This window comes from Bradyrhizobium erythrophlei (assembly GCF_900142985.1).
Taxonomy (GTDB): domain Bacteria; phylum Pseudomonadota; class Alphaproteobacteria; order Rhizobiales; family Xanthobacteraceae; genus Bradyrhizobium; species Bradyrhizobium erythrophlei_B.
In genome coordinates, this window is record NZ_LT670849.1 from 3865803 (window position 1) to 3887860 (window position 22058).

General features: G+C 63.1%; 23 protein-coding genes. 14 read left to right on the plus strand and 9 right to left on the minus strand.

Translation table 11 applies throughout. The features are described 5' to 3' along the window. Positions 1 to 10: 10 nt before the first annotated feature. Positions 11 to 982, minus strand: a complete 972-nt coding sequence (locus BUA38_RS17990; protein WP_072819755.1) for a S1C family serine protease — start codon at positions 980 to 982, stop codon at positions 11 to 13. Positions 983 to 1439: 457 nt separating this feature from the next. Here BUA38_RS17990 and BUA38_RS36775 point away from each other — a divergent pair, with 457 nt between their 5' ends. Next, positions 1440 to 1592 (plus strand): hypothetical protein, encoded by a 153-nt coding sequence (locus BUA38_RS36775; protein WP_156898569.1) that lies wholly within the window; start codon positions 1440 to 1442, stop codon positions 1590 to 1592. Positions 1593 to 1727: 135 nt separating this feature from the next. Here the strand turns inward: BUA38_RS36775 and BUA38_RS18005 are convergent, their stop codons facing one another. Beyond that, positions 1728 to 2285, minus strand: coding sequence for an HNH endonuclease (locus tag BUA38_RS18005; RefSeq protein WP_072826215.1), 558 nt, complete (start codon positions 2283 to 2285; stop codon positions 1728 to 1730). Between the two features lie 181 nt (positions 2286 to 2466). Between BUA38_RS18005 and BUA38_RS18010 the strand changes: the two genes are divergently transcribed. Further along, the gene (locus BUA38_RS18010) at positions 2467 to 4227 is read left to right on the plus strand and encodes a chloride channel protein (protein ID WP_072819776.1); all 1761 of its coding nucleotides are present in this window, start codon (positions 2467 to 2469) and stop codon (positions 4225 to 4227) included. A 41-nt stretch (positions 4228 to 4268) separates the two neighbouring features. Here BUA38_RS18010 and BUA38_RS18015 read toward each other — a convergent pair whose 3' ends face one another. The 4 genes from BUA38_RS18015 to BUA38_RS18030 all read right to left on the minus strand — a co-directional run bounded on the left by BUA38_RS18015 (position 4269) and on the right by BUA38_RS18030 (position 8978). Further along, positions 4269 to 5237, minus strand: coding sequence for a peptidyl-alpha-hydroxyglycine alpha-amidating lyase family protein (locus BUA38_RS18015; protein ID WP_072819777.1), 969 nt, complete (start codon positions 5235 to 5237; stop codon positions 4269 to 4271). 38 nt (positions 5238 to 5275) lie between these two features. Then, the gene (locus tag BUA38_RS18020) at positions 5276 to 7042 is read right to left on the minus strand and encodes a flavin-containing monooxygenase (protein WP_072819778.1); all 1767 of its coding nucleotides are present in this window, start codon (positions 7040 to 7042) and stop codon (positions 5276 to 5278) included. A gap of 81 nt (positions 7043 to 7123) precedes the next feature. Beyond that, positions 7124 to 8215, minus strand: a complete 1092-nt coding sequence (locus BUA38_RS18025; RefSeq protein WP_072819779.1) for a DUF2855 family protein — start codon at positions 8213 to 8215, stop codon at positions 7124 to 7126. 112 nt (positions 8216 to 8327) lie between these two features. Continuing rightward, positions 8328 to 8978 carry a DNA-3-methyladenine glycosylase family protein gene (locus tag BUA38_RS18030; RefSeq protein WP_072819781.1) on the minus strand — a complete coding sequence of 217 codons (651 nt, stop codon included), beginning with the start codon at positions 8976 to 8978 and terminating at the stop codon, positions 8328 to 8330. A 37-nt stretch (positions 8979 to 9015) separates the two neighbouring features. On the opposite strand from BUA38_RS18030, the gene gluQRS reads away from it, so the two are divergent. Next, positions 9016 to 9888, plus strand: a complete 873-nt coding sequence (gene gluQRS, locus BUA38_RS18035; protein ID WP_072819783.1) for a tRNA glutamyl-Q(34) synthetase GluQRS — start codon at positions 9016 to 9018, stop codon at positions 9886 to 9888. A gap of 107 nt (positions 9889 to 9995) precedes the next feature. Further along, complete coding sequence (locus BUA38_RS18040; protein ID WP_072819785.1) at positions 9996 to 11252, plus strand: ATP-binding protein; 1257 nt, start codon at positions 9996 to 9998, stop codon at positions 11250 to 11252. On the opposite strand, the gene BUA38_RS18045 is transcribed toward BUA38_RS18040, so the two are convergent. After that, positions 11179 to 12072: a YihY/virulence factor BrkB family protein gene (locus BUA38_RS18045; RefSeq protein WP_072819787.1), complete on the minus strand. Its 894-nt coding sequence runs from the start codon at positions 12070 to 12072 to the stop codon at positions 11179 to 11181. The genes BUA38_RS18040 and BUA38_RS18045 overlap by 74 nt on opposite strands. 116 nt (positions 12073 to 12188) lie before the next feature. Between BUA38_RS18045 and BUA38_RS18050 the strand changes: the two genes are divergently transcribed. From BUA38_RS18050 to BUA38_RS18080, 7 genes are all read left to right on the plus strand, one after another. After that, a complete protein-coding gene (locus BUA38_RS18050; protein ID WP_072819799.1) occupies positions 12189 to 12389 on the plus strand; it encodes a twin transmembrane helix small protein in 201 nt (66 codons plus the stop codon). A 187-nt stretch (positions 12390 to 12576) separates the two neighbouring features. Continuing rightward, positions 12577 to 13149, plus strand: coding sequence for a cob(I)yrinic acid a,c-diamide adenosyltransferase (locus BUA38_RS18055; protein WP_072819801.1), 573 nt, complete (start codon positions 12577 to 12579; stop codon positions 13147 to 13149). Between the two features lie 157 nt (positions 13150 to 13306). Beyond that, on the plus strand, positions 13307 to 14056 hold the full coding sequence (locus tag BUA38_RS18060) for an electron transfer flavoprotein subunit beta/FixA family protein (protein WP_072819803.1): 750 nt from the start codon (positions 13307 to 13309) through the stop codon (positions 14054 to 14056). Beyond that, positions 14056 to 14991 carry an electron transfer flavoprotein subunit alpha/FixB family protein gene (locus tag BUA38_RS18065; RefSeq protein ID WP_072819805.1) on the plus strand — a complete coding sequence of 312 codons (936 nt, stop codon included), beginning with the start codon at positions 14056 to 14058 and terminating at the stop codon, positions 14989 to 14991. The genes BUA38_RS18060 and BUA38_RS18065 overlap by 1 nt, the downstream gene beginning before the upstream one ends. Positions 14992 to 15032: 41 nt before the next feature. Further along, on the plus strand, positions 15033 to 15914 hold the full coding sequence (locus BUA38_RS18070; protein ID WP_072819807.1) for a 3-hydroxybutyryl-CoA dehydrogenase: 882 nt from the start codon (positions 15033 to 15035) through the stop codon (positions 15912 to 15914). A 67-nt stretch (positions 15915 to 15981) separates the two neighbouring features. Continuing rightward, entirely contained in the window at positions 15982 to 16176 is a 195-nt protein-coding gene (locus tag BUA38_RS18075) for a YjfB family protein (RefSeq protein WP_072819809.1), read from the plus strand. Positions 16177 to 16296: 120 nt separating this feature from the next. Further along, positions 16297 to 17145, plus strand: a complete 849-nt coding sequence (locus BUA38_RS18080; protein WP_072819811.1) for a fumarylacetoacetate hydrolase family protein — start codon at positions 16297 to 16299, stop codon at positions 17143 to 17145. A gap of 45 nt (positions 17146 to 17190) precedes the next feature. Here BUA38_RS18080 and tlpA read toward each other — a convergent pair whose 3' ends face one another. After that, the gene (gene tlpA / locus BUA38_RS18085) at positions 17191 to 17871 is read right to left on the minus strand and encodes a thiol:disulfide interchange protein TlpA (protein ID WP_072819813.1); all 681 of its coding nucleotides are present in this window, start codon (positions 17869 to 17871) and stop codon (positions 17191 to 17193) included. Positions 17872 to 17945: 74 nt separating this feature from the next. On the opposite strand from tlpA, the gene argH reads away from it, so the two are divergent. From argH to lysA, 3 genes are all read left to right on the plus strand, one after another. Further along, on the plus strand, positions 17946 to 19337 hold the full coding sequence (gene argH / locus BUA38_RS18090) for an argininosuccinate lyase (protein WP_072819815.1): 1392 nt from the start codon (positions 17946 to 17948) through the stop codon (positions 19335 to 19337). A gap of 97 nt (positions 19338 to 19434) precedes the next feature. Then, complete coding sequence (gene lptM, locus BUA38_RS18095; RefSeq protein WP_072819817.1) at positions 19435 to 19722, plus strand: LPS translocon maturation chaperone LptM; 288 nt, start codon at positions 19435 to 19437, stop codon at positions 19720 to 19722. An 18-nt stretch (positions 19723 to 19740) separates the two neighbouring features. Next, the gene (gene lysA / locus BUA38_RS18100) at positions 19741 to 21006 is read left to right on the plus strand and encodes a diaminopimelate decarboxylase (RefSeq protein ID WP_072819819.1); all 1266 of its coding nucleotides are present in this window, start codon (positions 19741 to 19743) and stop codon (positions 21004 to 21006) included. 53 nt (positions 21007 to 21059) lie between these two features. Here the strand turns inward: lysA and BUA38_RS18105 are convergent, their stop codons facing one another. After that, positions 21060 to 21965, minus strand: a complete 906-nt coding sequence (locus tag BUA38_RS18105) for an NAD(P)-dependent oxidoreductase (RefSeq protein ID WP_072819821.1) — start codon at positions 21963 to 21965, stop codon at positions 21060 to 21062. Positions 21966 to 22058: the final 93 nt, after the last annotated feature.

A 22058-nucleotide genomic window follows, 5' to 3' on the forward strand; every position in this document is an offset into this window, starting at 1 on the left:
GCGCGAGCCGCTAATGTAAACGTGGCGCCTTCAACAGCCGCGCCCGGTCGGTCGAGGCCAGCACGACGTCAAAGGTGACGCCTTCGTGGTGCACGGTGAGCGGCACGTCGACGCCCGCCGATCCCAGCGACCAGAGCTTGCGGTAAAAACCCGCCTGCGAGGTGACCTTGTCACCGTTGATGGCGAGGATCACATCGCCCGACTTGAGCTCGGCACGTGCAGCGGGTCCTTTGGCGGAGATGCCGACGATGACGACGCGATCGTCGATTTCGGTCGTATACATCCCAAGCCAGGGCCGCGCCGGCTTGTTGACGCGGCCGAACTTGCGCAAGTCGTCGAGTACCGGTTTCAGGAGGTCGATCGGCACCACCATGTTGATATGCTCGGGCTTGTTGTCGCGCTCCCGCTCGAGCTGAAGCGAGCCGATTCCGATCAGTTCGCCGCGCTCCGAGAGCAGTCCCGTGCCGCCCCAATTGGGATGCGCGGGGTGGGTGAAGATCGCCTCGTCCAGCATATATTCCCAGTAACCGGCAAACTCCTGCTTGGCGGCGATCTGGCTCGCCACCGAGCGCGTGCGCCCGCCGACGCCGCCCAGCACCACGCGATCCCCGACGGAAGTGGTCGCCGACGAGCCGATCGGCAGCGGATCGAGGTCGAGCCGGCCGAGCGCCTGCACCAGTCCGAAACCGGTCACCGCATCGAATCCGAGAGCATGGCCTTCCACGGCGCGTCCGTCGCCCATGTGCAGCCAGACCGCCTCGGCCTCTGTGATGAGATAACCGATCGTCAGCACCAGACCATCATCGATGATGACACCATTGCCGGCGCGCTCGGTGCCGAGCGTGTCGGCTGTGAAGGCGTCAGGGGGAATGATCGAATGCAGGCCGACCACCGAGGCAAGCGTGCGGTCGAGATCGAAGCCGTAATCGCTCGCGCGCGGCTGGTTCGCCGGCGGCACCTTCCATTCTGTGAGGGCAGGCATGGAGAATCTCCCAAACGGCGTCCGAAAGCCTCGCCTAGCGCCGCCTGTTTGACGTTCCTGCACCGCAAGCGGCAAATTCGACCAGGAACGTCAAATAGAGGAGCGGCACTAGAATCATAGGTGTGCTAGTGCCCATAACTTTCCGAGGTTCGTGAAAGGTGGGTGCTGAGACGTAACACGAATCTCGGAAAGTGGGCAGTAGGCGGCGATTTCGATTCCGCTGATGTCAATCTTAGGCCGCAAATTTTCTTCGGAAAAGGCCTTGCGCGGCGGGATTGCGGCCGGCTCCATCATTCGCATGGTACGGCTCTGCAAGGGAAATTCGTCGCCTCGAGCGGCCGCGTATCGCCCTTGTTAAGCTTTCGCGAAGTTAACGATGTACCGCAAGCTTGCATAAAGGGTCCGCTACTAGTCTGTGCCCCCGGAATTTCAGCAAAGTTTTTATTAGGGGGTCAAAATGGATAGCGTTACGAAAACTTCTGCCCAGCCCGCGCCGTCGATGGCCAACAACGCCATCGTCACTGTGATGGCGGTAATCTGCGGCCTTGCGGTGCTCGTGTTTGCCTGCATGGCGACCTCCGGCATCGATATGAGCGCCGGCTTCTTCTGATCGCGCTTCCAGGTTCCGAATAAATCCATTCGGCGCCGGGGCTTGTCGCTCCCGCGCCGAATTTGCTTGCGTCCAATCCTGAATTTTAATCGAGCTGCGCGCGCTGGATGACTTGAGGCCGGCGGCGCCATGCGTTTATGGATCGAGCTCGGTATCCCAATAGAGATAGTCGAGCCAGCTTTGGTGCAGATAGTTCGGCGGAAACAGCCGGCCATTGCGGTGAAGCTGATGCACCGTCGGCGCGAACGGCTGCTGCTTCGGGAACATCCGCGCCTGCTGCGGCGTCAGATTGCCCTTTTTCAGATTGCATGGCGAGCACGCGGCCACCACGTTTTCCCAGGTGGTCTGGCCGCCCTTGCTGCGCGGAATGATGTGGTCGAACGTAAGATCGTCGCCGGACAAACAGTATTGGCAGGAGAAGCGATCGCGCAGGAAAACGTTGAAACGGGTGAACGCGGGATGGGTGGTCGGTTTGACGAAGGACTTCAGCGACACCACGCTGGGCAGCTGAATCTCGAACGTCGGGCTGCGAACAGCGCGATCGTAGTGCTCAACGATGTTGACGCGGTCGAGAAACACCGCCTTGATCGCGTCCTGCCACGACCACAGCGAGAGCGGATAATAACTCAGCGGCCGGAAATCCGCGTTCAGCACTAATACCGGCCAACCGCCTTGCGAGACATGTGCGTTCAAGTAACGCTCCTGGCCTCCATATAGCTGCGAAGCAGCCTGCATTGACATACTACATGCAGCGTGACGGGATTGTGAAGAGGATAGAGAGGGTTGTCTACCCCGGCTTTAATTGTGGCCGGACGGCGAAGGCGCTGCCAAACCACGATAAGACAGCTAAACAAAGCGGGACGGACACGGCAAAATGAACACCAAGTCCCCCTATCTCGAGGCGCCGCGCCGGCTCCGGGCCTTCGTCCGGGCCCACGAGACAAGCCTGGTGATTCTGGCGGCGGTGGTCGGCGCGATCGGCGGGCTGGTGGTGGCCGCCATGAGTGCCGCAGTGGACATGCTCCATGTCGCGCTCTTCAATCTCAATCCCGGCGACCGGCTTTCGAGCCAGGTCGCGATCGACCCGCTGCGCGCGCTGCTGGTTCCGAGCCTTGGCGGGTTGATCCTGGGCATCGCCTTCCTGCTGCTGGCGCGTGTCCGGCCGGCGCGCGAAATCGACCCGATCGAAGCCAATGCCCTGCATGGCGGCCGCATGTCGTTTCGCGGCAGCGTGATCGTCGCGCTGCAGACGATCTGGTCCAGCGGGGTGGGCGCATCGGTCGGGCTGGAGGCCGGATATACCCAGCTCTCGAGCGGGCTTGGCGCTTCGATTGGCCGCGGGTTTCATCTGCGCCGCGCCGACCAGCGACTGATGGTGGGGTGCGGTACAGCGGCTGCGATCGCGGGCGCCTTCGGGGCGCCGTTGGGAGGCGCATTCTACGCTTTCGAACTTGTGATCGGCGGCTATACGCCCGCGAGCCTCACGCCGGTCGGGGTCGCCTCCGTCGTCGGGTATTTCGTGGCCCATGCCTTTGCGCCGCTGTCGCTCGGCCTTGGCACCGGTCCGCTGGTCGGGGTCGTGCTGGGGCGTGACCTGGCGGTGGCGGCGGTGCTGGGCGTTTTCGCCGCGCTGTTCGGCATTGCGATCATGCGCGGCGCCGGGCTTTGCGAGACGTTGCTGTCGAAGATCGTGGCCTGGCCACCGCTGCGCCCGGCGCTGGGCGGTCTCGCCGTCGGGCTTTTGGCGTTGCAGACGCCGCAGGTACTCTCGTCGGGGCACGGCGCCCTGCATTTCAACGGCATCGTGACGATGCCGCTCGCGTTCATCGGCATGGTGTTCGTGCTGAAGACGGTGGCGTCGGTGGTTTCGCTCGGCGCCGGATTTCGCGGCGGACTGTTTTTCGCCACGCTTTTTCTCGGCGCGATGGGCGGCCGCCTGTTTGCAGAGGGCTTTGACGGCACCTTTCCTGGCTTGCGCCTGGAGTCCAATATCTATGCCATCATCGGCATGAGCGCGCTGTCGGCCTCGGTCATCGGCGGTCCCCTGACCATGTCGTTCATCGCACTGGAAACGACCGGCGACCTCTGGCTGACCACGGCAGTGCTGCTCGCGGTCATCATCTCGACCCAGATTACCCGCGAACTGTTCGGCTATTCCTTTGCGACCTGGCGGCTGCATTTGCGCGGCGAAACCATTCGCAGCGCCGCCGACGTCGGCTGGATCCGCGATCTTACCGTGCGGCGGTTGATGCGGCCGGATGTGCTCACCGTGAATGCGGCGACGCCGATCGCCGAGTTTCGCGCCAAATACCCGCCGGGCTCGAAGACCCAGGTGGTCGCGGTCGACGATGCCGGTCACTATGCCGGCATGGTGTTCGTGTCGGACGCCCATGCCGGCGACATCGACACCAAAAAGCCGCTGAGCAGCATCCTGCATTATCCCCGTGTGGTGCTGCATCCCGGCATGAATATCCGCGAGGCCATCGCGGCCTTCGACGTCACCGAGGCTGAATCGCTCACCGTGGTCGAGACCGGTGAGCAGCGGCCGATCGGCATCCTGACCGAAGCGCATGCGATGCGACGTTATGCCGAAGAATCCGAGCGGCGGCGGCGCGAGGTGGTGGGCGATGCGTGATCTGCGGGCCTATCGATGGCTGGTTGCCGCCGCCATTCTCGTCAAAGCTTCTCCAGCTTTTGCAGGCAGCGCGCATGGGCGACTTCATCCGGCATCAGCCTGTCGCCAAAACTGCTCTTCCAGTTGGTGACGCCGACTTCACCGACATAGATGTCGCCTCTTGAGTCCAGCGCCACGCCATGGGGGGCGAGAAATTTTCCGGCCTCCAGGCCCGGGCCATGCTCGCCGCCGAGGCGCGCGATGCGCTTGCCCTTGGAATCGACGATGGTCAGGCGTGGACCGAGATTGGGCACCATCCGGTTGACCGGCATGCCCGGCCCAAGTTCGCCGATGATGAAGTTGGGCGATTTGCCGCCGCAGCAGTGCAGGGCGCATGGCCGGTGCAGGTTGTTCCACTGGGCTTCGTATTTGCCGTCGCCGTCAAACACCTGCACGCGATGGTTCTCGCGGTCGGCCACGTAAACCCAGCCGTCGAGATCGGTCGAAATATTATGAACGATGTTGAACTGGCCGGGGTCGCTGCCGGGTTCGCCCCAGCTTTTGATCAGTTTGCCGTCGGGCGTATATTTGTGCACGCGAGCATTGCCATAGCCGTCGGACACGTAGATTTCGCCTGTGGGCGACAGCGCCGTATGGGTGCAGCGATGGAACGGTTCGCCGCTCATGAACGGCGCCGGCTTCTCCGGGATGCCGATGGTCAGAAGCACCTTGCCGTCGGTGGTGCACTTGCGCACCGTGTGGTCGCCATCGTCGGTGCAATAGATGTGATCCTGCGCGTCGACGTGCAGCCCATGGGCGCGGTGGAACAGGCCTTCGCCCCAACTCTTGACGAAATTGCCGTCGCGATCGAACACGATCATCGGGTGCGCGCCCCGATTGAAGACGTAGACACGGTCCTTGCTGTCGACCGCAACGGCTGCGACGTCGGTCAGCGTCCAGCCGTCGGGCAGCTTTGCCCAGTTCTCCACGACGCGATAACGATGTTCATCCGAGCCGAGGATCACCGGCATTGTTCTTCTCCCTAGACGGTTTTTGTTGTGAGTGATGATCAGCGAGCGCGGGGCAACAGTCCTTCCTCAATCGCTTTGATCTGCAATGCAAGGAATTTCGAGTTGATGCGGCACTGCGCGAGGCTGCCGGCAATGAACCAGAGGCCGTCCTGACCGGTTCGCGCATACATGTTGCGCAGTTCCTGCCCGTCGCCGAATCCCCAGATCGGGCCGACGCGCGCGGCGATTTCCTCGCCGAATAGCCGCCCGACCAGAACTTCCTGCGGCTTGTACCCGGTCGCCAGCACGATGAGATCGGCGGCAAGCGTCTCGCCGTTTTTCATCCGCGCGCCGCCGGCGACGAAGGCGTCGATATCGGCAAATTGCCGAAGTGAGATTTCGCGCCGCGCCACCAGATCCGAGCAGCCGACGTTGAAATAATAGCCGCCGCCGCGCGTGAGATACTTGAACTGCCAGCCGGTATCGTCCTCGCCGTAATCAAGTTTGAAACCGACCGCTGTCAGGCCGTCGAGCAGCTCCTTGTCGAATTCCCTGGACTGCCCGGTGATCATCTGATGGGTCTTTTTCGCCAATCTCAGCGGCATCGAGGTCGCGATCAGGTCGTTGTCCTCAAGCGTGCCTTCGTTGTAGGTCGCGTAAGCGAGCTGCGCCGACGGCTCGATATTGGTGATCAGGGTCGGGCTGCGCTGAACCAGCGTCACGTCAGCGCCGCTCGAATACAGGTCCTGCGCGATGTCGTGGCCGCTGTTGCCGGTTCCGATCACAACCGTGCGCTTGTCTTTCCAGTTCTCGCCGTCGTCGTATTGGCTGGAATGCAGGATGGTGCCCGTAAAATTCTTCAGCGCCGGAATGTCCGGGATATTGGCGATGCCGCTGACGCCGGTCGCCATCACGACGTGGCGGGGATGCATCGTGCGCGCTGTGCCGTCGCCGTGGCGCAGCACCACGGACCAGCGTGCTTTTGCAAAGTCATACTCGCCGCTCTCGAGGCTCGTCGATGTCCAGAAGTTCAGCTCCATCGCATCGACGTAAGACTCGAACCAGTTGGCGAGCTTGTCCTTGGGGATATAGACCGGCCAGTTCGGCGGGAACGGCATGTAGGGCAGGTGATTGACCTGCACCTGATTATGCAGGGTCAGGGCGTGGTAGCGCTTGCGCCAGTTGTCGCCGATGCGGTTCTCGCGATCGACGATCAGCGTATCGATGGAAAGCTGTTTCAGTCGCGCGGCGATCGACAGCCCGGCCTGTCCGCCGCCAACCACGAGCACGGTCGGGTCGCGGTCGGCATAGGCGAGCGACGCCTGGCGCTGGTCGAGCCAGTTGGGGCCGCGAAAATCGCGCGAATAGGATTGTCCGCGCGGCCGCGCCGATCCGACCGTCTCCTCGAATCCCTTCAGCTCTTCGAGCGCGGTGAGCAGTGTCCAGGCCTTGAGCCGGTTGCGCTCTTCGGCGTCGGGGATCAACCGGACCATGCCGTGGCCGCGGCCCTCTTTGGTTTCGAACTTGAAGATCGCCTCGATGGTCTCGGTGCCGGCGCGTGTAACCCGGCGTGGGGCCGCGCGCGCGGGATCGATCAGGAAGCGGCGGGGTGCCCGCTGCGCGGCGAGGCCGGGAAGCTCTTTCAGGATCGCATCCGCGCCATTGAGCGTTTGCAGGTTCCAGCTCAGCGCCAGCACGTCGCGCCAATAGCTTTCGCGGTGGAACAGCGTTCGAAGCGCATCGACGTCGTGGTGTTCGAGCACACGCTCGAACTCCGCCAGCCAGCTTTCGACTGATGTTGCGATATCGTCGGTGCGATCGAGCATGCGATAGCCTCGGCTCGGCCGTCTTTCGCGGCGTTTCCTCTCAGCCGAGGCTATACCGTTTGGGCGCGGGCCAAAAGCCGCTCAACCAAGCAGCGACAGAATGTGGCCCTGCGCCGGGGGAATGCGGCCGTTGAGCGTGTCGAGATAGACCTGTTTGACCGCATCTCGCCCGCGGCCTTCGATCACCGTGAGCCGCGCCGGCAAAGTTGGCGCAAAGGCCGACCATGCCGCGCCAAAGCGCTGATCGATGCCGCCCGCTCCCCATTCCTTGGCGCGCTTTCGAATCTGGTCGGGCGCGAAGAACCATGCGGGTTTTGCGCCCGGCAGCTCGACCTCGTCGGGCGAAAAGCTCTGGTGCGTGAGCCCGATCTGGCCGGAATATTTCATCGCGTTGCGGAAGTGATGATGCAGCCGCGCACGAATGGCGCTGTTGCCGGCCATGTCGACGAAGGCGACCGGCGAGTCCTGCGGCAGCGTTTCGACCTGATCGTAGAGCACGACTTCATGATAGCAGCCGAGCGACCGGACAAAGTCGGCATTGCCGGCCGAGGTCAGTCCGATCACATGCATCGGTTCGGGATTCGAATGCAGCAGATAAGCGAGGCCGAACGCGGTTTTGCTGGAGGCGCTGGAGAGCATGACGCGGCGCGCGCCGAAGAATTCATGCTCGCGGAGGAAATCGTCGACCAGAAACGACAGCATGAACAGCGGCCGCAGCAGCGCCTGATAGTCGCCATTGCGCCCTTCGAAGTCGCCGATGCCACTGACGCGCGCATAGGCGTTGTAGACCGGCGCGACGCCCTGGCGATGCGCCGCCGCATCGCGCAAACCATGTTTGCGCACATCCGCCGCTTCGATCACCAGATGCGTCGCCATCGGAAAATAGCCAAACAGGCGTTCGCCGGCCTCGATGGAGGGGTGGCGGGAGACAACGACTTCGCCGAACCCCCATACCGGAATATTGCCGAAGCCTTGCGGCCCCGGAAACAACTGCCAGTATTTCAACTGATCGCCGAGCGTGGCGTAGGTGATGTTGTTGGCCGTGAAGGCGAAGCGCTCGATCTTGACCAGCAGTGCTTCGTCGGGAAGCGCGCCGGCGTTAGGTAGTTGCGTCTCGATGAATTTGCATTCGGAAAAGTCGTGGCGTGCAACGATGAAGTCGGTGGAGTTCATGGGCGGCGACCTCCGCAGGTGGTGCGGTCGCGATCTTTGCATCCGGCTATGAAGGTTTGGCAACACGGACTTTGTTTGAAACGGCGTTCAGTTGCCAGTGTGGCGGTTCACGCTAGGTTCCCGCGATTACGCCTTCGCGCTTCTTGAGCGCGCGGTAATACGACCACCACAAATGCGCCGCTGCGCCACGCAGCGGACGCCACGGTTCCGCGAGCGGAATCATCTGCTTTGGCGTTGGCCGCGTCTTCAATCCCAATCCGATCTTGACCGCCTCCTGCACGGCAAGGTCGCCGGCCGGCCAGGCATCGCCATGACCGAGGCAAAACAGCAAATACACATCGGCTGTCCACGGGCCGATGCCGTGAAGTGAGACCAGGCTGTGGTGCGCGGCGTCGGCGTCCTCGTTGGCGAGTACATCGAGGTTGAGGCGCTCGGCTCGGATCTCGCGCGCGAGATTTTTCAGCGTCTTGATTTTCGCCGCCGACAGGCCGAGCCGGCCCAGACGATCGGCGCGGGCGCGGCGCACCACCTCATGGTCAAGCGGATCGAAGGCGGCGGAAAGCCGCGCCCAGATCGCGGCTGCGCTCGCGGTCGAGAGCTGCTGGCCGCAGACGATATGCGCAAGGCCCGTGAAGCCCGGTTCGCGCCGCCGCAGCGCCGGCATGCCGGCAACCGCAAATACCGGCCGAAGGCGCGGGTCAAGCTTCAGAAGCGCGTGGATCGCCTCTTCGAGATCTGCCTGGCTGTTGAGGTGGAGGGTCATTGCGACTTAAAACCACCACCTATCGAGTTTGAAATCAATGTCGCCACCCGTTTTCCGATTTGCGCCGTCGCCGAATGGCTACCTGCATCTGGGGCACGCCTTTTCGGCGATGCTGAATGACGGCCTCGCGCGCGAAGCGGGCGGCCGTTTCCTGCTGCGTATCGAGGATATCGACACAACGCGCTGCAAACCGGAATTCGAGGCCGCGATCGACGAAGATCTCGCCTGGCTCGGGATTATCTGGGAAACGCCGGTGCGGCGACAATCGGAGCATTTCGCCTGTTATCGTGCGGCGCTCGAAAAGCTCGCAGGTCTTGGGCTGGTCTATCCCGCCTTCGAAAGCCGCGCCGAGACCGCCCGTCTCGTCGCCGAACGGGAGCAGGAAGCGCCATGGCCGCGCGATCCCGACGGTGCGCCGCTTTATCCGGGCACGGCACGGGCGCTTGCGCCCGAGGAGCAGGCGCGGCGGTTGCAATCGGGCGCGTCTTACGCGCTGCGGCTCGACATGGCGGCGGCCTGCGCGCGTGTCGGCCAGTTGAGCTGGATCGAGCGCGGCAAAGGCCCTGAAGGCGAAAGCGGGAGCGTCGCTGCCAATCCCGCGGCCTGGGGGGACGTCATCATTGCGCGCAAGGAGACGCCGACCAGCTACCACCTCGCGGTGGTGGTTGACGATGCGCTGCAAGGTATCACCGAGGTGGTGCGGGGCCTCGACCTGTTCTGGTCGACGAGCGTCCACCGGCTGTTGCAGGCGCTTCTCGGTCTGCCGCAACCCGTCTACCGGCATCATGGCCTCATTCGCGATGCTAGCGGCCAGAAGCTGTCGAAATCGACGGAGGCGACTGGATTGCGTGAATTGAGGGCGGCGGGCGTCACGCCGGCCGAGATTCGCCACCGGGTCGGTCTCGGCTAGGCGTCCGTTTCCAATTGCTAACATTCTGTTCGGGATGAACTGCGCCTCGGCGTGACTCCCTCCACCCCGCCATGCCATGGTGAGTCCCGGCCAGGATTGGGGGAATCATGGCGTTGAGTAAGCGCCCGCGGCGCAGTCGGCGGCCGAAAAAGCCGCCTCTGAAAAAGCGTAAAACAAGCGCCGCGGCGGGCAGGCCGCGCAAGGCCGCGAGAGTGGCCAGCAAGACGGCTGCGCCCGGCATTGTTGAGACGGCGCTCGCCACCTTTGCGCATGAGGTGCGCACGCCGCTGACCGGCATTCTGGCGATCAGTGATCTGCTGGCGACGTCCGATCTCGATGAGCGCGAGCGGCGCTGGGTCGATACCATCAAGGCCGGCGCCGAACATCTGGCGAGCCTTGCGACGCTGTTCGTCGATGCCGCGAGAGGCGGCCGGTCCGGCTACGGCGTCCGGCAGGATTTTTTCGACCTGCGCGCATTGGCTCACAGCGTCGGCGACTCGCTGGCCGGCCGGGCGACCGCCAAGGGCCTGCAGTCGCGGGTCGAGATTTCGGAGAAACTACCTGCCTTCGTCACCGGCGATCCCGTCCGCCTGAGGGCGGCGCTCGAAAACCTGATCGACAATGCCACCAAGTTCACCGAAGAGGGCGCCGTCGCGCTGACGGTGCGGCCGGCTAGCGAGGCGAAAGGCAAGGTCGCCGTCGCCTTTGCGGTTTCCGACAGCGGCATCGGGCTGACGCTGAAGGAGATCAAGCGGCTGTTTCGCCCCTTTTCACAGGCCAATGTGAAGATTGCCGCGCGCTTTGGCGGTGCCGGGCTCGGACTGTCGTCGGTGAAGCAGCTCGCCCGCGCCATGGGCGGCGACATTGTGGTGGCGCCACGCCGCGGCGGCGGGGCCGTGTTCACATTGACGGTGCAACTCACCCGCGCCGAGGTCGCACCGGACGATTCAGGCCCAGGTGACGATCATCTGCAGGCCCATGCACGGGGATTGCGCGTGCTCAGCGTCGAGGACAATCCGTTCGGCCGCGTCGTGCTCAATGCGGTTTTGACCGAACTCGGTCACCACGCGGAATTCGTCAGTCGCGGCGAGGACGCGCTGGAGCGCATCACGCAAGGTGGCTTCGATGCGATTCTGATGGATATGGTGCTTCCGGGCATCGACGGCATCGAGGCGATCCGGCGGATTCGCGCGTTGGGTCCGCCGTTCGGATCCGCCGCAATTATCGGCGTGTCTGGCCGCGGCGACGATGAGGCGGCGGCGCGCGCGGCCGGCGCGGACGCCTTTCTGGTCAAGCCTGTGTCTCCGAGGGCTTTAGCGATTGCGCTGCTTGAAGTGACACGCCGCGCGGCAGGCGCGACTTGATGATTGCGGCATTCAATTCGCCGCCATAGACGAAGATCGCGGCGAGAAAATAAAGAAACACCAGCGCGATCACGACCGAGGCGAGGCCGGCATACATCGTGACATAGTTGTTGGCGAACCGCGCCAGATATTGTCCGAACACCGTGCCCGATATGATCGAGGCGGCGATGGTGAAGACGATGCCCGGCAGGATCTGCAAAAAGCCGCGCCGTCCGGCAGGCAGCCATGCGTGCAGGACAATCAGCGCCACGACCAGCGCCAGGACCGTGATGCCGTAGCGCGCGATATTGAGCAGGTTCTCGTTGCTTTCGACGATCAGCGGGATGTGCCGCCGCGCCGCTTCCAGCATCAGCGGTCCGAGCACGATCAGGAAGGCCATCGCCAGCGAGGTAACGGCGGCGACCAGCGTATAGCCGATCGATTCCAGCCGCAGCCAATACCATCGCCGCGGCTCGAGCACGGCATAGGCGCGATTGAGCGCGACGCGAAGCGCCTCGACGCCGTTGGACGCGAAGTAGACCGCCAGCACGGCGCCGATCGTCAGGATGTCTCCGCGCGTCGTGGTCAGGACATCGTGGATTTCGCCCGACAGCGAATCGGCAACCTGTTTCGGCCAGACCTGAAGCAGCAGTCCCGCGGCCTGGTCGGCTAGTTCCTTGGAGCCGAAGAAGCCGGCGAGCGAGGTCAGTACGATCAGAAACGGAAACAGCGCCATCAGGGTCGACAGCGCGATATGGCTTGCGATCGCCCAGCCATCGTCGGCCAGAAACGTATAGAACGCGTCGATGCAGACATGAAAGATGTAGCGAATCTGCCGCACGGCTGCCCTCGGCACCAGGAATCGAGCCACCTTCTAATATTATTCCATTAAAAGCCAGATCGTTGGTCCGCTCTCCCGCGATAGCAGATCGACAGGTACAGTGTTATGTAAAGAAAATGGCTTCGTTCCTTAGTACGTTCATTGTCCCGCTCGCGGTGGGCGCCGTCGCGCTGGTGCTGCTGCTCGGTCTCGTCAATATGATGCGCGGCGGATCGCCGAATCGCTCGCAACAATTGATGCGCTGGCGCGTCGCGCTTCAGTTCGTTGCGATCGTGATCATCATGGTCACGGTATGGGCGATGGGTAGTCATCGCTAGCGTGCAGATCAAAGGAGACAAGTGCGGCGAATTTGAAGTTCCTATCGGCTTTGCCGCGGGTCCGGTTATAGGAACTTCAAATTCAAAAGCCGCACTTTCAGCTATATTGTCCTAGAGCTCCTTTGATTCCGAGTTCGCATCAGAGGTGCCGCAATAGCTTGCGAACTTCGGAATCGGAGCTCTAGCCATGGTCGTCCTCAACCGTATCTACACGCGTACCGGCGACGACGGCACCACGGCGCTCGGCACCGGCGAGCGGCGTCCGAAATACGACCTGCGGATTGCGGCCTATGGAACCGTGGACGAGACCAACGCAGTGATCGGTGTCGTGCGATTGCATCTGGCGGCGATGCCGGAGCTCGATGCAATGCTGGGGCGCGTGCAGAACGATCTGTTCGATCTCGGGGCCGATCTCGCGGTGCCCCAGCGCGAGGGCAAGGCCGAGCGCTTGCGTGTACTTTCCAGCCAGGTCGCGCGCCTCGAAAGCGACATCGACCGGCTGAACGCGGACCTTGAGCCCCTGAACTCTTTTGTGCTGCCGGGCGGCACGCCGGCCGCTGCCTATCTGCATCTGGCACGGACCGTGTGCCGCAGAGCGGAACGGATCATGGTGGAACTGGCGGCCCGGCCGGACGAACCCGTCGGTGATGCCGCCATCCAGTACATGAACCGGCTGTCGGATTTCCTGTTTATTGCCAGCCGCACGGCCAATGGTAACGGCGCCGGCGACGTGTTGTGGGTGCCCGGCCAGAATCGCTGACCGAGAAGGGCAATTTTTGGCCCCTGGTGGTTGATGAACCCGCAGCCAGGTGGGTGGCGAATGTCAAATCCACTCCACTAGCGTTGACCGGGGTGGGCCGGCGCTTTAGGTTCCGCGGCCTAGCCAATTACTGTCGTGTTCGAGCGAAAGAGGGTCGATGAAGGTCTTGGTACCGGTCAAGCGGGTGGTCGATTACAACGTCAAAGTCCGCGTCAAAAGCGATGGAACCGGCGTCGAGCTGGCCAACGTCAAGATGTCGATGAATCCGTTCGACGAAATCGCCGTGGAGGAAGCCCTGCGCCTGAAAGAGGCCGGCAAGGCAACCGAAGTGGTGGTGGTATCGATCGGGCCGGCGCAGGCGGCGGAAACCATCCGGACCGGTCTGGCCATGGGCGCCGACCGCGGCATCCTGGTCAAGGCCGAGGGCAATGTCGAACCGCTGGCGGTCGCCAAAATCCTCAAGGCGGTGACCGACGAGGAGAAACCCGGGCTCGTGATCCTCGGCAAGCAGGCGATCGACGACGATTCCAACCAGACCGGTCAGATGCTGGCAGCCTTGCTGGGATGGTCGCAGGCGACTTTTGCCTCCAAGCTCGAAGTCGATGGCTCCGACTTCAAGGTGACGCGCGAGGTCGATGGCGGGTTGCAGACCGTGAAACTCAAGGGCCCGGCGATCGTTACCACCGACCTGCGGTTGAACGAGCCGCGTTATGCGAGCCTGCCAAATATCATGAAGGCGAAGAAGAAGCCGATCGCTGACAAGGTCGCATCGGATTATGGCGTCGATCTCACGCCGCGCCTGGAGATCGTCAAGACGTCCGAACCGCCGGGCCGCAAGGGCGGCGTCAAGGTCAAGGACGTCGCCGAACTCGTGTCGAAGCTCAAGACCGAAGCGGGAGTTCTCTAATGACCACGCTTCTGATCGCCGAACACGACAACGCATCGATCAAGGACGCCACCAACAAGGCGCTGACCGCGGCAACCGCGCTCGGCGGCGACGTGCATGTGCTGATTGCGGGTGAAAACGCCAAGGCCGCTGCCGAGGCAGCCGCGAAGCTTTCCGGCGTCAAGAAGGTCCTGCTCGCCGACAATGCGGCCTATGCGCATGATCTGGCCGAGCCGCTGGCGGCGCTGATCGTCTCGCTGGCCGGCAGCTATGATGCCTTCGTCGCGCCTGCGACCTCGCGCGCCAAGAACGTGATGCCCCGCGTGGCGGCATTGCTCGACGTGATGCAGGTTTCGGAAATCACCAAGGTGGTGGCGCCCGACACCTTCGAGCGGCCGATCTATGCCGGCAACGCCATCCAGACCGTGAAATCGAAGGACGCCAAGAAGGTCATTACGGTGCGGACCTCGACCTTTGCAGCTACCGGCGATGGCGGCGGCGCGGCGGTCGAGAATGCCGCGGCCGCGGCCGACCCCGGCCTTTCCAGCTTTGTCGGCGAGGAAGTTGCCAAAAGCGATCGTCCCGAACTGACCTCGGCCAGGATCGTCGTTTCCGGCGGCCGCGCGATGCAGAGCCGCGAGAATTTCACGAAATATATAGAACCGCTGGCCGATAAACTGGGAGCAGCCGTCGGCGCCTCGCGCGCCGCCGTCGATGCCGGCTACGCGCCGAACGACTGGCAGGTCGGCCAGACCGGCAAGGTGGTGGCGCCGGAGCTTTACATCGCGATCGGTATTTCCGGTGCGATCCAGCATCTCGCCGGCATGAAGGATTCCAAGGTCATCGTCGCCATCAACAAGGACGAAGATGCGCCGATTTTCCAGGTCGCCGATTACGGCCTGGTCGCGGACTTGTATCAGGTGGTTCCGGAATTGACCGAGGCGATCGGCAAGTAGAGGCGAGGGCGGCGCGTGCGCCGTTTGGTTGGGATGGCAGGATGGCGGTCATGATAAAGAAAATCGGCGTGATCGGTTCAGGCCAGATGGGCAATGGCATCGCTCACGTGGCGGCTTTGGCCGGCTTCGACGTGGTGATGAACGACGTCGCCGCCGACCGCCTGAAGTCGGGCATGGCCACCATCAACGGCAACCTGTCGCGACAGGTCGTCAAGAAGGCCATCACCGAGGATGCCCGCAAGCAGGCGCTGGCCCGGATTGCACTCGCCGAGTCCATGGAGGGTCTTGCCGACTGCGATCTGGTGATCGAGAGCGCGGTCGAAAAGGAAGACGTCAAGCGCAAGATCTTTCAGGAGGTCTGCGCGCTGTTGAAGCCGGACGCCATCGTCGCGTCCAACACTTCATCGATTTCGATTACGCGGCTGGCGGCCTCGACGGACCGGCCCGAGCGTTTCATCGGCATTCACTTCATGAATCCGGTGCCGCTGATGGAGCTGGTCGAGCTGATCCGCGGCATCGCCACCGATGATACGACCTTCGACGCGGCCAAGGAATTCGTCACCAAGCTTGGCAAGCAGGTCGCGGTCTCGGAAGATTTCCCCGCCTTCATCGTCAATCGTATCTTGCTGCCGATGATCAATGAGGCGATCTACACGCTTTATGAAGGCGTCGGAAATGTCGAGGCGATCGACGCGGCGATGAAGCTCGGCGCCCATCATCCGATGGGCCCGCTCGAACTCGCCGACTTCATCGGCCTCGATACCTGCCTGTCGATCATGCAGGTGCTGCACGAGGGGCTCGCCGACTCCAAGTACCGTCCGTGCCCGCTGCTCGTGAAATATGTCGAAGCAGGCTGGCTCGGCCGCAAAACCCAGCGCGGCTTCTACGATTATCGCGGCGACAAGCCGGTTCCGACCCGGTAAATCCCTACGATCGCCAGTTTTTGTTAACCCTTGCCGGATAGCTTCGCCGCCGGCAGGAGTGACGCGTATGGACGTTGCAAGTTTGGCCCTGAGTTTGATTTCGCTGCAGGCGGGCAATGCCCAGCAGCAGGTCGCAACCTCCGTCCTGAAATCGAACCTCGACTCCGAAAAGTCCTCCGTGCTGACCCTGCTCGGCGCCGGAACGCCCTCGCTCGCCAATGTCGGCGCCGGCATCGGCGGCAATCTCAACATCTCTGCCTGACCTGCCTGTCCCGGCGGACCTGATCCGCTGATTTCTGGGGCCTTCTCGGGCCTTGTGGCATTGCCCGCTGTCGCCGCATGCGATAGCGAGATGCCGGCCTCATATTCCCAGGGACATTCCATGAAGTTCGCAAGTTTCAAGATCAACGGCGCCACCAGCTGGGGCCTCATCGACGGCAACGACGTGGCCGATCTCGGCGCGGTCCTGCGCGACAAGTTTCCCGATCTGAAGTCGGCGATTGCCGCGGACGCGCTGGCCGAGGCTGCAAAGGCCGCCGGCAAGGCCGCGCGGCATCCGCTCACCGCCATCACCTGGCTGCCGGTGATTCCGAACCCCGACAAGATCCTCTGCATCGGCCTCAATTACGAGAACCACCGCAAGGAGACAGGCCGCACCGAGGTCGAACATCCGACCGTGTTCGGCCGTTTCGCCAACAGCCAGACCGGGCACCTCACCGACATCATCCGGCCGAAGGTCTCGACCGACCTGGACTACGAAGGCGAACTGGCGCTCGTCATCGGCAAGCCCGGCCGTTACATCTCCAAGAAAGATAGCTGGAGCCATATCGCGGGCTACGCCTGCTACAACGAGGGCAGCGTCCGCAACTACCAGCGCCACACGCATCAGTTCACGCCGGGCAAGAATTTTCCGAATACCGGCGCGTTCGGTCCGTGGCTGGTCACGCCGGACGAGGCCGGCGATCTCGGCCCGCTGCGGCTGCAGACCCGTCTCAACGGCGAGGTCGTGCAAGACACGACCATCCGCGAGATGATCTTCGATATCCCGCGCCAGATCGAATACTGCTCGGAATTCACGCGGCTCGAGCCGGGCGACGTCATCGTGACGGGCACGCCGGGCGGCGTCGGCTCCCGCCGCACCCCGCCGTTGTGGATGAAACCGGGCGACATCGTCGAGGTCGAGATCGACCGCATCGGGCTGTTGCGCAACACCATCGCAGACGAAAAGTAAGCGCCTTCGCGCTGCGCGGCTTCGAGTTACCTGCCGCGGGCGCCGTCAGGAGCCCGTGGCGGTGGCCGCATTGATCAGCTTGATCGCGTCTTCGCTGTCCCATTCGGCGGGTCCGGCGATGGTCGCGATCTCGCAGCCCTGGCCATCGATCAGCACCGAAGTCGGCATGCCCAGTGCCCGGTCTATGGCCTTAAGATCCTGAAAAACCTTGGCTTTCTCGTCGTTAAAATAGCCGAGCCGGGTCAGCTTGGCGTCTTTCAGGAAATTCTTCGGCTTTTCGGGGTCGCGGGTGTCGATATTGATCGCCACCACCTCGAAATCCTTGCCGCCGAGCCTGGTTTGCAGCCGGTCCAGTGCTGGCATCTCCTTGCGGCAGGGCACACACCAGGTCGCCCACAGGTTCACCAGCACGGTCTTGCCACGCCAGTCGGACAGCTTTTTCGGCTTGCCGTCGGCATCGTCGAAGGTGAGGTCGGGCAACCTCAAGGGCGCGGTCGCCATGGTCAGCGCGGCCACCTCGCCATGGGCGAGCGGAGAGATCTTGCTTGCAAGGTTAACCGCGCCGGCGCAGGCCGAATCGCCGGATGTGTTGCGCTTCAGGCTGCCGAACCCGTATACCCCGGCAAATCCGATCACGGCGCCAATGACCACTGCCCCGATCACGTAGGGGATGCGGCGCGTGGGCGCCGTGGCGGGCGAGGGGCTTTCGGGCATATCGTTTGTCATTCGGGTTCAGTTACGGCTATTTGGAGCATTCGTTACGTTGGTTACGAACGCAGCGGCAAAATGAGCAGAGGGTCATGAGCAACAAGATGTGGGGCGGCCGGTTTACCGAGCGTCCCGACGCGATCATGGAGGAAATCAACGTCTCCATCGACGTCGACCGTCACCTTTATGCCCAGGACATCGCCGCGTCCAAGGCCCATGCCGCCATGCTGTCGGCGCAAGGCATTATCACGGCAAACGATGCAAAAAACATCGCGAAGGGTCTAGACACGATTTTGTCAGAAATCGGCAAGGGAACGTTCGATTTCAAGCGTGCGCTCGAAGACATCCATATGAACGTCGAGAGCAGGCTTGGCGAACTGATCGGACCCGCCGCCGGGCGGCTGCACACCGCGCGTTCGCGCAACGACCAGGTGGCAACCGATTTTCGTCTGTTCGTCCGCGACACCATCGACGACACCGACCGGGCGCTCGCATTGTTTCAGCAGGCGCTGGCAAGCCGCGCGCTCGAACATGCCGCAACGGTGATGCCGGGCTTTACCCATCTGCAAACCGCCCAGCCGGTCACCTTCGGGCATCATCTGCTCGCCTATGTCGAGATGGCATCGCGCGATCGCGGCCGGTTTGCCGATGCGCGCCAGCGCCTCAACGAATCGCCGCTCGGTGCGGCCGCGCTTGCCGGCACTTCGTTTCCGATCGACCGCGCGGCCACCGCGAAGGCGCTCGGCTTCGACCGGCCGATGGCCAATTCGCTCGATGCGGTATCCGACCGCGATTTCGTCATCGAGACGCTGTCGGCAGCCGCAATCTGCGCGGTTCATCTGTCGCGCTTCGCCGAGGAGATCGTGATCTGGACCTCGCCGCTGGTGGGGCTGGTGCGGCTCTCCGACAAGTTCACCACCGGCTCCTCGATCATGCCGCAGAAACGCAATCCGGACGCGGCCGAACTCGTGCGCGCCAAGACCGGACGGGTGATCGGCGCGCTCAATGCGCTTCTGATCGTGATGAAGGGGCTGCCGCTCGCCTATCAAAAGGACATGCAGGAAGACAAGCAGGGCGCGATGGAGGCGTTCGGTGCGCTGTCGCTTGCCGTCCGCGCGATGACCGGCATGGTGCTCGACATGGCGCCCGACGAGGCGCGCATGAAGCTTGCTGCCGGTGACGGTTACGCCACCGCGACCGATTTGGCCGACTGGCTGGTGCGGACGCTGAAAATGCCGTTCCGCGACGCCCACCATGTCACCGGGCGGATCGTGGCGAAGGCGGCAGGCGACGGCGTCGCCCTGCATGAACTGCCGTTGAAGGCGATGCAGGCGATCGAGCCGAAGATCACCAAAGACGCGCTTGCGGCGCTGTCGGTCGAGGCGTCGGTCAAGAGCCGGACGAGTTTCGGTGGAACTGCGCCCAAGAATGTGGCGGCGCAGGCCAAAGCCTGGCTCAAGCGGCTGGAAAAAGAGCGAAAATAGGGCTGAGCGGCGTTCCCCTTGCCGAAAATTGAACGGCGCCCGGTGTGGTCAGAACGGATCAATCTTTGTATGGTGCGCCCGCATTGGGGACTTTGACGTGAATCGCGACGACCGCCGAACCTATCGACGATGGGCCCTCGTTTTGTTGGGGGTCAGTGCGCTGGCGCTTTCCGGTTGCGGCCGCAAGGGCCCGCTCGATCTGCCGCCGACCGCCTCGTCGCAGCCGGGTAATACCGCCAATTCCGTGCAGCCGGACCCCACAGCGACCGCCGAGGCGAGCAAGCCGAACCTGTTCAATCCGAGCTATGGCAGCGACCAGTTGCCGGTCCAGGGCAAGGGTCCGAAACGGCCGTTCGCCCTCGACCCGCTTCTCAACAGTAATTAGCGTTCCCGGTTCCGACCCATGAATCACTTCGATTATCGCAACGGCGTCCTTCACGCCGAGGCGGTTAGTCTGGTTGAACTCGCCGAAGCGGTGGGCACGCCGTTCTATTGCTACTCGACCGCGACACTGGAGCGTCACTATCGCGTGTTCAGCGAGGCCTTCGCCGGCGAGAAGGCGCTGATCTGTTACGCCATGAAGGCGAACTCCAACCAGTCGGTGCTGCGCACGCTGGCGAAGCTCGGCGCCGGCGCCGACGTGGTCTCCGGCGGCGAACTCAAGCGCGCGCTGGCCGCTTCGATTCCACCCGAACGGATCGTGTTTTCCGGCGTCGGCAAGACCGAGGCCGAGCTGCGCGCCGCGCTCGCCGCCGACATCCTCTGCATCAATGTCGAGTCCGAACCCGAGCTGGAATTGCTGTCGCGGCTGGCGAGCGAACAGGGCAAGACCGCGCGGATTTCGGTTCGCGTCAATCCGGATGTCGATTCCGGCTCGCATGCGAAAATCTCGACCGGCAAGTCCGAGAACAAGTTCGGCATCCCGTTGACGCAGGCGCGCACGGTCTATGCGCGCGCGGCGAAGTTGCCCGGCATTCGCGTGACCGGCGTCGACATGCATATCGGCAGCCAGATCACCGATCTCGAACCGCTCGAGGCGGCCTTCCGCCTGCTCGCAGACTTCGTGCAGACGCTGCGCGCCGACGGTCACACGATCTCGCATGTCGATTTCGGCGGCGGCCTAGGCATTCCCTATCACATGGACCGCGCCGCGCCGCCGTTGCCGTCCGCCTATGCCGCCATGGTCAAGCGGGTGACGCACAATCTCGGCTGCACGCTGCTGTTCGAACCCGGCCGTATGATCGTCGGCAATGCGGGAATTCTGGTCGCGCGCGTGATCTATGTGAAGCAGGGCGAGGCCAAGAGATTCGTCATCATCGATGCGGCGATGAACGATCTGATCCGCCCGACCCTGTACGAGGCGCATCACGACATTCTGCCGGTGCGCGCGGCGTCTCAGGGCGCGCCTGACATCACCGTCGATGTGGTCGGGCCGGTCTGCGAAAGCGGCGACTATCTCGCGCTCGGCCGCAACATGCCCGAGGTGAAGGCGGGAGACCTCGTGGCCATCATGACCGCCGGCGCCTACGGTGCGGTGCAGTCCGGCACCTACAACACGCGCGCATTGGTGCCCGAAGTGCTGGTCAAGGACGATCAGTACGCGGTGGTGCGCCCGCGCGTCGATGTCGATGCGCTGATTGCGATGGATCGATCGGCGCCCTGGTTGTGATGTCTCAACTTTAGCTGTCGTCCCCGCGCTCAAGGCCGGGACGACGATGCGGTTTACTTCCCGGCAATCCCGCTTTTGCGGCCGACCACCACGCCGGCCTTCTTTTCGATCGGCTTGATCGCCTCGGTGAAGTCGGAGTCGCCGCCGTTTTCCCGGATCACCGTTTCCCACAGCCGCCCGACCGCTTCGGCGACCTCCATCGACAGCCCGAGCGATTTCATTTCGTCCAGCGCGAGGCGGATGTCCTTGACCATCAATCCGGTGGCGAAACCGAAATCGAAACTGCGCGGCAGGATGGAACGCGGAAACTTGTCGCGGCTTGCGGTGTTCATGCCCGAGCCTGAATTGATCACGTCGATCATGATGGAAGGGTCGAGCCCGGCTTTCACCCCCATCACGACGGCTTCCGACGTCGCGACGATCGCGGTGCCCGACAGGAAATTGTTGGCGAGCTTCATGGTCTGCGCCGAACCCGGCTTCTCGCCGATGAAGAACACCTTGCCGATCACCTCCAGCGCCGGCTTGATCGCCTCGAAATCGGCGCGCGGGCCCGACACCATCACCGCCAGCGTTCCCTTCTCGGCGCCTCCAACGCCGCCGGAGACCGGGCAATCGATCTGTACGAGATCGCGCTTGGCCAGAATGTCATGGATCCTCACGGCCATCTGCGAGCCCACGGTCGACAGATCGACGAAGCGTTTCACACGCTTGCCTTCGATCACGCCGTCCTTGCCGGCCGCAACGTCAAGCGAGGCCTGAAGTGAGGGCAGGCTCGCCATCACGGTCTCGGCGCGGTCGGCGACGTCCCTAGGCGAGGACATCGCCTTCGCGCCAAGCGCCACCAGCCGGTCCATGACCTCCTTGCGGGAATCGAAAACGAAGAGCTGATGCTTGGCCTCAATCAAACGTCGCGCCATGGGAAAGCCCATGTTGCCCAGGCCAATGAATCCGATGTCCATGCTGCTCACACCTTGTTCAGTGTTGTCTATTTTTCGGCGTTTCCCGACGGGGATTTGGGGTGTTCCGGGAAGAGGGACGTTAAGGGCTAGGAA